Annotated in this window: 11 protein-coding genes and 1 pseudogene; all 12 read right to left on the reverse strand. The window is 67.0% G+C overall.

Features of this window, described 5'->3' with window-relative positions; genetic code table 11:
* A complete protein-coding gene (locus ACM608_RS07550) occupies window positions 1-1,131 on the reverse strand; it encodes a TrbI/VirB10 family protein (RefSeq protein ID WP_419685132.1) in 1,131 nt (376 codons plus the stop codon).
* Window positions 1,132-1,202: 71 nt separating this feature from the next.
* Window positions 1,203-2,231, reverse strand: coding sequence for a P-type conjugative transfer protein TrbG (gene trbG / locus ACM608_RS07555; RefSeq protein WP_185755977.1), 1,029 nt, complete (start codon window positions 2,229-2,231; stop codon window positions 1,203-1,205).
* On the reverse strand, window positions 2,228-2,911 hold the full coding sequence (gene trbF, locus ACM608_RS07560; protein WP_419682629.1) for a conjugal transfer protein TrbF: 684 nt from the start codon (window positions 2,909-2,911) through the stop codon (window positions 2,228-2,230). The genes trbG and trbF overlap by 4 nt, the downstream gene beginning before the upstream one ends.
* Window positions 2,911-4,269: a P-type conjugative transfer protein TrbL gene (gene trbL / locus ACM608_RS07565; protein WP_419682630.1), complete on the reverse strand. Its 1,359-nt coding sequence runs from the start codon at window positions 4,267-4,269 to the stop codon at window positions 2,911-2,913. Before trbL ends, trbF begins: the two co-directional genes overlap by 1 nt.
* A gap of 4 nt (window positions 4,270-4,273) precedes the next feature.
* A complete protein-coding gene (trbK-alt, locus tag ACM608_RS07570) occupies window positions 4,274-4,660 on the reverse strand; it encodes a putative entry exclusion protein TrbK-alt (RefSeq protein ID WP_419682631.1) in 387 nt (128 codons plus the stop codon).
* A gap of 10 nt (window positions 4,661-4,670) precedes the next feature.
* Window positions 4,671-5,435 (reverse strand): P-type conjugative transfer protein TrbJ, encoded by a 765-nt coding sequence (trbJ, locus tag ACM608_RS07575; protein WP_125333928.1) that lies wholly within the window; start codon window positions 5,433-5,435, stop codon window positions 4,671-4,673.
* Window positions 5,432-7,871, reverse strand: a pseudogene (gene trbE, locus ACM608_RS07580) (conjugal transfer protein TrbE). The gene trbJ and the pseudogene trbE overlap by 4 nt, the downstream one beginning before the upstream one ends.
* A gap of 9 nt (window positions 7,872-7,880) precedes the next feature.
* Window positions 7,881-8,162: a VirB3 family type IV secretion system protein gene (locus ACM608_RS07585; RefSeq protein WP_419682632.1), complete on the reverse strand. Its 282-nt coding sequence runs from the start codon at window positions 8,160-8,162 to the stop codon at window positions 7,881-7,883.
* Entirely contained in the window at window positions 8,162-8,494 is a 333-nt protein-coding gene (locus ACM608_RS07590; protein WP_125333925.1) for a TrbC/VirB2 family protein, read from the reverse strand. The genes ACM608_RS07585 and ACM608_RS07590 overlap by 1 nt, the downstream gene beginning before the upstream one ends.
* Window positions 8,491-9,426 carry a P-type conjugative transfer ATPase TrbB gene (gene trbB, locus ACM608_RS07595; protein ID WP_419682633.1) on the reverse strand — a complete coding sequence of 312 codons (936 nt, stop codon included), beginning with the start codon at window positions 9,424-9,426 and terminating at the stop codon, window positions 8,491-8,493. Before trbB ends, ACM608_RS07590 begins: the two co-directional genes overlap by 4 nt.
* Window positions 9,427-9,643: 217 nt before the next feature.
* Window positions 9,644-10,078: a ribbon-helix-helix protein, CopG family gene (locus tag ACM608_RS07600; RefSeq protein ID WP_419682634.1), complete on the reverse strand. Its 435-nt coding sequence runs from the start codon at window positions 10,076-10,078 to the stop codon at window positions 9,644-9,646.
* Window positions 10,079-10,085: 7 nt separating this feature from the next.
* Entirely contained in the window at window positions 10,086-12,077 is a 1,992-nt protein-coding gene (locus ACM608_RS07605; RefSeq protein ID WP_419682635.1) for a conjugal transfer protein TraG, read from the reverse strand.
* Window positions 12,078-12,103 lie beyond the last annotated feature (26 nt).

The raw sequence follows: 12,103 nt of genomic DNA on the forward strand, positions 1-12,103 counted from the left end.
TCAGCCTCCGTAGGGTTCGAGCACAAGGTCGCGCGTGACGATCACCCGCACGGGGAAACCCGGCCGGATCGTCAGCGTCGGGGCAATATTGAGCTGGCGGCGGATGATCTGCTGGCCTGCGTCGTTGATCGTGTCCTGGCCGCCGTTGCGGATCGCCTGGATCAGCCGGTCGTCGTCATTGGTGGCGAGTTCCGCGCCGACGCTCAGCAGCGTCGAGAGGCCGGCCGCCTTGGCAAGATCCCACCAGTGGTAATCGACACCGTCCTGCAGGCCGGCATAGCCCTCGGCATCGGCGCCAGGCTGCCGCTCGAGCACGATGCTCCGGCCATTCGGGAAGATCAGGCGGTTCCACACCAGGAGGACGCGGCTTTGTCCGAACTGGACGTTGTTGTCGTACTGACCGATGACGCGCGTGCCCTGCGGGACCAGAAGGATGCGGCCGGTCGGGCTGTCATAGATATTCTCGGTAACCTGCGCGGTGATCTGACCCGGCAGGTCCGAGCGGATGCCGGTGATCAGCGCCGCCGAGATGACCGCGCCCGCCTGCAGGATGTTCGGCGATGCCGGAGCGGCGACCCGGTCGGTCGCAACGGTGCGTCGGTCGACTGGAGCGTTGAGGAACGCCTGCTGCCGCTCCTGAGCCGTCGGCGTCGCCGCCGGCGGTGCGAGGCCCAGGCTCGTGAGGTCGGGCTGTACGGTCGGCGTGCTCGTCGTCGCTGGCGTCGTGGTGCGTGCCTCCGAGGTCGCAAACAGCCGGCTGGTGCGCGCGGTCTCGATCTCCTGAAGGCGACGCTGTTCTTCCGGGCTGACACCGGGCTGCACAGGCGCGACGCCGGGCGTCGGCACTGGCTGGCCGCGGTTCTGAGCGCTGACGATCGGCCGGCCGAGATCGCCGGGCAATGGCGGCCCGAGCTGGGGAACGCCGGTATAGTCGCGCGGCAGGCCCTGGAGGCCATCCGCCGTCGAGCGGTTGTCGGTCGAATAGAGTTCCTCGGGCGGCCGCCCGCCGTTGCGGGTCTGCAGCGCGTAGACGAGCGCGCCGCCGAGGCCTAGGCTCGCCACCAAGCCAAGCCCGGCCAGCACCTTGCGCGACAGCCGCGTGACACGGGGAGCCGCTGCGCGCAGCCGCATCGGCGCTGCCGCCTCCGGCGCCGATCCCGTCAGCGGCGCGCCGGCTTCCTCTTCCTCGTTTCGGTCATCACTCACGACGCGGGCCTCCCGTCGGTACGGGTGATCCGGACGCGCTTCTGGGTTTTCCCCGAGCCGAAGCGGAGCTCGGCAGCGGCGAACAATCGGTCGACGACCATGTAATTGTTGCGGACCCGGTAATTCACGAGTTCGGAGGTGTTGCCCTCGGCTCCGACGACGAAGAGCGGCGGCATCTCGCCCTGGCTGATGCCTCTCGGAAACTCGATGAAGACCTGCCGGCCATCGTCATAGGCACGCAAGGGACGCCATGGCGCACGGTCGCCGGTGACTTCGTAGCGGAAGTTGATGCGCGAGAGATCAACGCCGGTCGCCACCGGCTTGGCCGCCTGCGCCTCGGCGTTCTGGCGGCGGAGCGCGATGAGCTGGTCCTGCGGATACTGCCAGGAGACCGAGGCCATATAGGTGCGCTCGGTCGAGCGCAGCTCCATGTGGTAGGTGCGCAGATTGGTGTTGATGACGAGATTGGTCATCAGGTCAGCGCGGGTCGGCTTCACAAGTATATGGACCTGTTGCGTCGCGCCCGAGCCGCTCTGCGTGTCGCCGATGATCCAGCGTACGGTGTCGCCGGCGGCGACCGGCCCGGAACCGACGAGCTGCTCGCCGGGCTGCAATGCGATGTCGGTGATCTGACCGACTGCCGTATAGACCTGATAGAGGGCGCCTTGCGTGAAGGGATAGACCTGCATCGAGTTGATGAAGCCGTCGCGCACCGGCTGAATGCGGGCGGCGGCATTGGCCTGGTTGACGCGGGCCGTGGGATCGGCTGGCTCCGGCGCTCGCCGAGATTGCTCAACGGGCTTCATCTGCCCAGGCAGCGGCAGCGGCCTCGGCAATTCGATCACTTGGACCGGTGCTGGCGGATCTACGTTCTGCACGGCGGCGGGCGCATCGTCGTAGCTGATCTCGGGCGGTTTCTGCGTCGTCGCGCAGCCAGCGATCGCCATGGCGGAAAGCAGCGAAGCCGCCAATGTGTGAGTACGGAAAGCCGGTTCTCCGGCTTTACGGAAAAGCGGCTTCTTCATTGCCCCAGCTCCCGTGACCATGAAATTGCGTTGACGTAGATCCCCAGTGGATTGGCGCGCAGACGGTCGGCGTTGCGCGGTATCTGGACGACGATGGTAAGGATCGCCGTCCACCGGGTCGTTTCGGCGAGTTGGCCGTTCTCGTAGCGGCGCTCGGTCCATGCGACCCGGAAGCTGTCGGGAGACGCGCGAATCACGCTCGAGACGTCTACGGCGATCTGCTGGCGGCCAACCTTGGTGAAGGGATCATTCGAACGCGCATAGTCATTCAGCGCCGCCGCACCTCGGTCCGTCGTGAAGTCGTAGGCGCGCAGCCAGTTCTGGCGCACGATGATCGCGTCCGCCGGAATCGAGCGGATTTGCTCTATGAAGCGTGCCAGATGAAACGCGATCTGCGGGTCGGTTGGCTGATAGTCGGCCGTGGCCGGCGCAATCGCCTGCGCCTGGCCGAGCCGGTCAGTCTGGACAACCCAGGGAACGACGGTCCCGCGCGCCGATTGCCAGACCAGCGCGGCCGCAAACCCTGCCGACAGGAAGAGCGAGCCGAACGCCATGTAGCGCCAGTTTCTTGCTTGGACACGGGCCGAGCCAATGCGGTCGTCCCAGACCTGGGCTGCGCGCTGGTACGGTGTTTCGGGTTGGGGGGCTTTTCCATAGTGCGTTGAGGGTCGTCGAAACATCAGCGGTCACCTTCGGAGAGATTGACGGAGGAGCCGCCGCCGTGGCTGTCGCCGCTGCGCACGGCACGGATTGTGGTCGAGACGGCATGGCTCATCTGTTGGGAGCGCTTCATGCGGCGGGCCCAGGCGGGCGGCTGATCGCCGCCGCCGGTGGGGCTCGCGGCTGGATCGGTGGCTGCCTCGCCGACGGTGCCTATGATCGAGGAGCCGCCAGTCGCCTCGAAGCCGGCGCGGGCTCCATCGGCGAAGCTGCTGCGCATGCTCGACGAAGCGCGTTCGGCAGCGCGCCGGAGCGGCGATGTGGCGACGGAACCAGCGGCCCGCGCTACTCCGCCCAGCCCGCTGGCCACACCGGAGGCGCCCGTCTGCCCTGCGGCGCCCAAGCTGTATGCGGTCGACGCGCCACCCGCGAGGGCCGCACCGCCGCGAGCTGCGGCGGCTACACCGCCCGCCAGCGCGGCGCCGCCGGAGGCGACAGCGCCAACCGTGGCGGCTCCGGCCGCGACCATGCCCCCAGCGGCGAGCCCGGTGCCCACGGCAGCGCCTGCGCCGAGTTGGGGACCGCCGGACACGAGGCCGTTGGCGATACCCGGGCCGAAGATGCCAAGTCCGAGCAGCGTCAGCGCCGCAAGCACGATCGCCATGGCTTCGTCGATTGTCGGCGTGCGGCCGCCGAACCCGGCAGTGAATTCGGAGAAGAGGCTCGATCCGATGCCGATGATGACGCCAAGGACAAGAACCTTGATGCCGGAGGAAATCACGTTTCCGAGCACGCGCTCGGCCATGAACGCCGTCTTGCTGAACAGGCCGAAGGGGATGAGCACGAACCCGGCGAGCGTCGTCAGCTTGAATTCGATCAGCGTCACGAAGAGCTGGATCGCGAGGATGAAGAAGGCGAGCAGCACAAGCGCCCAGGCCAGCAGCATTACCGCGATCTGAATGAAGTTCTCAAAGAAACTCCAGTAGCCCATCAGATCTGATATGGAATCGAGCAGCGGCCGGCCGGCGTCGAGACCGGTCTGGGCGATGCGGCCGGGACGCATCATGTCGGCGACTGTGAAACCCGTGCCGGACGCCCTCAGCCCGAGCCCGGCAAAGCTCTCGAAGATGATCCGCGCCAAGTTGTTCCAGTTGCCGATCAGATAGGCGAACACGCCGACGAACAGGGTTTTCTTGACCAAGCGCGCCATGATGTCGTCGTCGGCGCCCCAGCTCCAGAACAGCGCGGCGAGCGTCACGTCGATCACGATCAGCGTCGTGGCGATGAAGGCCACTTCGCCGCTGAGGAGGCCAAAGCCGCTATCGATGTAACGGGTGAAGACCTCCAGGAAATGGTCGATGACGCCGGTGCCGCCCATGATCTCAACGCGCCTCGTTCGTGTGAGAGCCGATCACCGGCGCGGTCTCGTTCACGGCCGGATGGCGGGCGGACGGGAGGTTCTGCGGGTGGCCCTGCGGGCCCGGCGCTTGCGGTGCCGGCTGCTTCTGCAAGGCCTGCGACGGTTTCAGGAAGCGGTCGCGGTTGTCCGCCCAGGCTCGGAGGCAGGCGGCGTCACGGGTGCCGGCTTCTCCGAGCTGCTGGCAGCGCCGCAGCTCTGTCTTCAGCGGGTCGACGCCCGCTTCGGTCTGCGCTGCGAGGCTGCGATAGTGCGGCGGTTCGTCCTTGCGGGAGAGCTCGATCGCCGTCGCCGTAATCGCGAACGTCACGAACCCGACGGCACCGATACGCGCGAGAATCTTTCCGTCCATCGCCGCGACCTCAGTTGTTGCCCGGGAACATCTGCGCGTTCCCGGGCTGGTATCCGGTGCCCGGCGTCAGAAAGCGGCGGCGCTGCTCGCGGCCCTGTTCAGCAGCCGCGGACCGCTCGGCTTCGGCGAGGGCCTGGGCCCTGCCGTTGGCGGAAACGACTGCGGTGAGATCGGCGAGCTGCTGGGCCTGCAGCGCGAGAAGCTGGTTTCCCGCCTGCGTCGCCTGCAACGCTCCGGTCGCGCCCTGGCTTTGGCCGACCAGCGCCGACATCTGCGTTCGGTTGGTGTCGATGTTGCCGACGACGCCCGCTTGGACGCGCATCGCGTCTTGCAGCCCCGAGACGGTGTTATTCCAGCGCTCCTTCGCCTGGGCGACGAGTTGCTGATCGGACGCGCTCATCGAGGCGCTGCCGGCGCCGTAGTTCGTGCGGAACGCCTGGTCGATGTTCTGGACGTCATAGGCGATGCGCTGGGCTTCGCCGAGGAGCTGCTGCGTCCGCTGAACCGACTGTTGAAGCTGTTGGAGCGAGGAATATGGGAGGCTGGCGAGATTGCGGGCCTGGTTGATCAGCATCGTCGCTTCGTTCTGAAGCGACGTGATCTGGTTGTTGATCTGCTGCAAGGCGCGTGTCGCCGACAGCAGGTTCTGGGCATAGTTGGTGGGATCATAGACGATCCACTGGGCCGAGGCCGGCGCGATCAGCACCGGCGACACCGACATCGGCGCGGCGAGGATGACTGCGGCAAGCGCCGCGCGAGGGATGCGCAGTTTCATGGCTGGGTCTCCAGGTTGGTGAGGTTGGGAATGAGGTCCGCCGCCCAATCGACGCCGCGATGGCGCAGCCACGCGGCGAGGAAGCCGTCGCGCCCGTGCTCAGTGACGATGCGGTCGATGGCGGCCTGGTCGGTCTTGGAGGATGCCGCGCAGAGCGCGAGCGCGACATCGGCGAGGCCCAGCTCGAACAGCCGGTTGCCGCGACGGCTCTGGCAGTAATAGTCCCGCTTGGGCATGGCCCTGGCGAGGATCTCGATCTGCCGGTCGTTGAGGCCGAAGCGGCGGTAGATCGCGGTTATCTGCGGCTCGATCGCCCGTTCGTTCGGCAGCAGGAGCCGCGTCTGGCAGCTCTCGATGATGGCGGGCGCGATCGCCGACCCGTCGATGTCGGAAAGCGACTGCGTGGCGAAGACAACGCTGGCGTTCTTCTTCCGCAGCGTCTTCAGCCATTCACGGAGTTGGCCGGCGAAACCCTCGTCGTCGAGGGCAAGCCAGCCCTCGTCGACGATGATCAAGGTCGGCGCACCGTTCAGCCGGTCCTCGATGCGGTGGAAGAGATAGGCGAGCACCGCCGGCGCCGCGGCTGTCCCGATAAGCCCTTCGGTTTCGAAGGCCTGGACGGTGGCGACACCGAGATGCTCGCTCTCAGCGTCGAGCAGTCGGCCATAGGGTCCGCCGACGCAATATGGGCGCAGCGCCTGCTTCAGGTCGTTCGATTGCAGCAGCACCGAGAGGCCGGTCATCGTGCGCTCAGCCATGGGTGCGCTGGCGAGCGACGACAGCGCCGTCCAGATGAGCTCCTTGACCTCGGGCGTGATCTGGATGCTCTCGCGCATCAGGATGGCGACGATCCAGTCGGTGGCCCAGGCGCGTTCGGCCGCCTCATCGATGCGGGAGAGCGGCTGAAGCGCAACGCTTTCGGCCGAACCCTCGGTCAGGCCGCCGCCGAGATCGTGCCAATCGCCGCCCATGGCGGTGGCGGCGGCGCGGATCGAGCCACCAAAGTCGAAGGCGAAAACCTGCGCCCCGGGGTAGCGGCGGAATTGCAGCGCCATCAGCGCCAGCAGCACGGACTTGCCCGCGCCGGTTGGGCCGACGACCAGCGTGTGTCCGACGTCGCCGACGTGAAGGGAGAACCGGAACGGAGTGGACCCTTCGGTCTTGCCGTACAGCAAGGGGGGTGCACCAAAGTGCTCATCCCGTTCCGGCCCCGCCCACACGGCACTTAGGGGGATCATGTGGGCGAGATTGAGCGTCGAGATCGGCGGCTGACGCATATTGGCGTAGACGTGGCCCGGCAGTGAACCGAGCCAGGCGTCGGCCGCGTTGATCGTCTCGGGCATGGCAGTGAAGTCGCGGCCCTGGATCACCTTCTCGACGAGACGGAGCTTCTCCGCGGCAACGCGGGGATCATTGTCCCAGACGGCGATCGTGGCGGTAACATAGGCCTGACCGGCATAGTCGGCGCCGAGTTCCTGCAGCGCCTGATCGGCATCGGCGGCCTTGTTGGCGGCGTCGGTATCGACCAGGGCGCTCGCCTCGTTGGTCATCACCTCCTTGAGGATCGCGGCGATCGACTTGCGCTTGGAGAACCACTGCCGGCGGATCTTGGTTAGCAGTTTGGTCGCGTCGGTCTTGTCGAGCAGGATCGCCCGGGTCGACCAGCGATACGGAAAGGCGAGCCGGTTGAGATCGTCGAGGATGCCGGGCGTCGTCGCGGTCGGAAATCCGACGATCGTCAGAATGCGCAGATGCGCGTCGGCAAGACGCGGCTCCAGCCCGCCTGTGAGCGGCTGATCGGCGACCAGCGCGTCGAGATACATCGGCGTCTCGGGAACGCGCACGCGGTAGCGCTTCGTCGAGACAGTCGAGTGCAGGTAGGTCAGCGTCTCGACATCATCGAGCCACGCGCATTCCGGCATGAAGGCTTCGACGAGCTGCAGAACGCGATCGGTACGGTCGACGAAGCCGCGTAGCGCCTCCCAAGCGTCGACACCGCGCTCGGCCTTGCCTTCGTAAAGCCAGCTCTCGGCGCGCGCGGCATCCTCGGCCGGCGGCAGGAAGGTGAACGTCAGAAAGTAACTCGAACTCGTAATGGGCCGCGTCCTCTTCGAAATCGGCCTTGCGCTCGGCGTCGACCATCGCCGAGGCGGGGTCGGGAAACCGGCTTGCCGGATATGCGCCGACGGCATGGCGCTGCGCCTCGACGAAGATCGCCCAGCCGCTGCCGAGACGGCGGAACGCGCTGTTGAGGCGGCCGGCGACGGCGACCAGCTCGGCCTGCACTGCGGAATCGAGATCGGGGCCGCGAAATCGCGCGCTGCGTTGGAAGCTGCCGTCCTTGTTCAGCACGACGCCGGGCGCGACGAGCGCCGCCCAAGGGAGGAAATCGGCGAGCCGCGTCGAGGTGCGGCGATATTCGGCGAGATTCATCATTCGCGCGCCTCAGACGTTCAGGTGACCAGGGATGCGGAGGTGCCGGCGCCCGACATCGACGAATTGCGGGTCGCGCTTCGCCGCCCAGACGGCAGCGAAATGGCCGATGGCCCAGAGACTTAGGCCGACAAGCCAAAGGCGAAGGCCGAGACCGATGGCGGCGGCGAGTGTGCCGTTGAGGATGGCGATCGCCCGGGGTGCGCCGCCAAGCAGGATATGCTCGGTCAAGGCCCGGTGGACCGGGACGGCGTAGCCCGGCACGTCGCCGCCGCTCTCGATCAAGCCAGCCATCAGACGAGCGCTCCGCCGCCGAACGAGAAGAACGACAGGAAGAAGCTCGACGCGGCGAAGGCGATCGACAGACCGAAGACGATCTGGATCAGGCGGCGGAAACCGCCCGAGGTGTCGCCGAAGGCCAGCGTCAGGCCGGTGACGATGATGATGATCACCGCGACGATCTTCGCGACCGGGCCTTCGATGGATTCGAGAATCGATTGCAGCGGCGCTTCCCACGGCATTGAGGAGCCGGAAGCATGGGCGGCCGGCGCGAGCAGGACGCTGGCCAGGAGGACGGACGAGGCCGTCGCCACATGGCGACGGGAATGCAGGGCACGGCGGATCATTCGGGTTCTCCTTCGAGGGGCTGGGTTGCGGGGCGGACGCGGTAGTCGCCGTCGGGGCTGAGCCCTTCGACGCGACCGAGCGCGGCCAGGCGCCGGGTCGAGCCGCGGCCCGAGAGGACGGCGACGAGGTCGATCGTCTCGGCGATGAGCGCGCGCGGGACAGTGATCACGGCTTCCTGGATGAGCTGCTCGAGACGCCGCAGTGCGCCGAGCGCGGTGCCGGCGTGGATCGTGCCGATCCCGCCGGGATGGCCCGTGCCCCAGGCCTTGAGCAGGTCTAGCGCCTCGGCGCCGCGCACCTCGCCGATCGGAATGCGGTCTGGCCGGAGGCGCAGCGAGGATCGGACGAGATCGGAGAGCGTCGCGACGCCGTCCTTGGTACGCATGGCGACCAGGTTCGGCGCGGCGCATTGCAGCTCGCGGGTATCCTCGATCAACACCACGCGGTCGGATGTCTTGGACACCTCGGCGAGCAGCGCGTTGGTGAGCGTCGTCTTGCCGGTGGAGGTGCCCCCAGCGACGAGGATGTTGCGGCGATCGGCGACGGCCTGGCGCAGGATCTCCGCCTGCTCGGCCGTCATCGTGCCGGCGGCGACGTAGTCCTGCAGCGTGAAGACGGCAACGGCGGGCTTGCGAATCGCGAAGGCCGGCGCCGCCACGACGGGCGGCAGCAGGCCCTCGAACCGCTCTCCCGTTTCCGGCAGCTCGGCGGAGACCCGCGGATTACCGGCATGGACCTCGGCGCCGACATGGTGGGCGACCAGGCGCACGATGCGCTCGCCGTCGGCCGCCGACAGCCGCTCGCCGGTGTCCGACAAGCCTTCCGAGAGCCGGTCGACCCAGAGACGGCCGTCGGGGTTGAGCATCACCTCGACGACGCTGGCGTCCCCGAGAAAACCGGCGATGGCGGGGCCAAGGGCGGTGCGCAGCATGCGCGCCCCGCGAAGTAGCGCCTCAGATTTCTCGGAAGAGACTGCCACGTTGTCCCCGTTCTTTGCGGGACCGCGTCAGGCCGCCCCTGGATCGGGGATGATTAAGAGAACTGGAAATCAGTCCTCGGCAACAGGTGTCAGGGCGTAGTAGTAGCCTAGCGCGCAAAGACAGGCGTTCGGCGGAATTGACGATTACTTGAGTTGCCGCAATCGATGCTTATTGCGCGTCGCGCGCGGGGTCGATGTCCTCCGAAATCTCCTGCCGCAGCTTCGGCCCCTTGGCGAGTCTGCGCCCGAGTGCTGCGACGAAGGCGTCGTAGCGCTCGGCGGCCTGGGCGCGTGCGGCGGCCTGCGCCGGTTCGGGCAGCGGCGGATTGGCGGTCAGCCAGAAGCGCACGAAGACGGCGAGCATCTCGACCGAGATGCCGATGTCGCGCTCCATGCGCGTCATGCGCCGGTCGAGCTGGTCGAGGCGTTTGGTCGTCGCCGCCTCCTGCCGCTCGGAGGCGTCCGGCGAGAGGAAGGATGCGATCGCCGCTTCGGCGATCAGCGAACGCGACTGATCGCGCCGCGCCGCATAGGCGGCGAGCGCCTTCATCACCTCGGGTTCGAGATAGACCGATAGCCGCTGTTTCTTCGAAGGATTGGCCATGGGCGTCTCACAGCTCCATGCCGTCGTTCGGGTCGAGCGCGACCTGGCGCGCCACGCCCTGCATGATCTGGTTGGCGCGGCTGATCCGAGCCGTGTCGTCATCGGCCTCGTCGTCGAAGCCGTCGAATTCATTCTCGATGGGCGCCTTCTTATCGATCGGCACTGCGCGGTCCAGCTCGGGCTGGCGACGCCGTTCCGATCCGGTTGGATCTTCGTCGCCGGTGTCTGCGGCGCCGGATGCGTCGGCGGAGACCATGCTCGCCGGGCGTACCGGAAGTGGCAGCCGGCTCCAATCGTCCATTCCATGGTGTTCTGGCCTGGTGAGCGCCGGCGGCGCCAAGATCCGATCCTTGAAGCGGCGATCCTGGTAATAACGCGCCTTCTTCGCGCGGATCGGCGGCGTGCCAGCCACCATGACGATCTCGTCGGCGGACGGGAGCTGCATGATCTCGCCCGGGGTAAGCAGCGGCCTTGCTGTTTCCGAGCGCGACACCATCAGGTGGCCGAGCCAGGGCGAGAGCCGATGACCGGCATAGTTGCGCATGGCGCGCATCTCGGTCGCGGTGCCGAGCGCATCGGAGACGCGCTTGGCCGTCCTTTCGTCGTTGGTTGCGAAACTGACCCGGACGTGGCAGTTGTCGAGGATCGAATTGTTTGGGCCATAGGCCTTCTCGATCTGGTTCAGCGACTGCGCGATCAGGAAAGCCTTCAGGCCGTAGCCGGCCATGAATGCCAGCGCCGATTCAAAGAAGTCGAGCCGGCCGAGCGCCGGAAACTCGTCGAGCATCAGGAGCAGCCGATGCCGGTTGCCCCGGGCCTTGAGATCCTCAGTCAGACGCCGGCCGATCTGGTTGAGGATCAGGCGGATGAGGGGCTTGGTCCGGGCGATGTCCGACGGCGGCACCACCAGATAGAGACTTGTCGGTTGCCGGGCGCCAACGATGTCGGCGATGCGCCAATCACAGCGGCGCGTCACCTCGGCGACCACAGGATCGCGATAGAGGCCGAGGAAGGACATGGCGGTCGAGAGCACGCCGGAGCGTTCGTTGTCGGACTTGTTCAGCAGCTCGCGCGCGGCCGATGCGATCACCGGATGCGGTCCGGCGTCGCCGAGATGGGCGGTTTTCATCATCGCCGCCAAGGTCGACTCGATCGGCCGCTTGGGATCGCTGAGAAAGGCGGCGACACCGGCGAGCGTCTTATCTTCCTCTGCATAGAGGACATGCAGGATCGCGCCGACCAGGAGCGCGTGACTGGTTTTCTCCCAGTGGTTCCGCTTCTCGAGGCTGCCTTCCGGATCGACGAGGATGTCTGCGATATTCTGAACGTCCCTGACTTCCCACTCGCCGCGGCGCACCTCAAGCAGCGGATTGTAGGCGGCCGACTTCGCATTGGTCGGATCGAAGAGCAGCACGCGACCGTGCCGCGCTCGGAAGCCGGCGGTCAGCGTCCAGTTCTCGCCCTTGATGTCATGGACGATCGCCGAGCCCGGCCAGGTGAGCAGCGACGGCACGACAAGGCCGACGCCCTTGCCGGATCGCGTCGGAGCGAAGCACAGCACATGCTCGGGCCCGTCGTGACGAAGATAGGCGCGGTCGAACTTGCCGAGCACCACTCCGTCCTCGCCGAGGAGGCCGGCGCCGCGCACCTCGTCATGACGCGCCCAGCGCGCTGAGCCGAAGGTCTCGGCATTCTTCGCCTCCCGAGCACGCCACACCGACATGCCGATGGCGACCGCGATCGACACGAAGCCGCCGGAGGCCGCGATATAGGCGCCCTCGACGAAGATCGGCGGTGCATACGCGTCATAGAAGTACCACCAAGGGAAAAACGACCACGGATAGTAGATCGGCCAATCGCCGAGCATGAACCACGGCGGTCCGAGCTGGGGCTGGAAGCCGAGCCTGTAGGCCGTCCATTGCGTGGCGGACCATGTCGTCAACAGGACGATTGCGAAGACGGTGAGGATTTGCCCCCAGAGGATCTTGGTGGCAGACATGGCGGGGTCCTTTCGCTTGGGATGGT

The organism is Sphingomonas sp. ID0503 (genome assembly GCF_048565625.1).
GTDB lineage: Bacteria > Pseudomonadota > Alphaproteobacteria > Sphingomonadales > Sphingomonadaceae > JBLZUR01.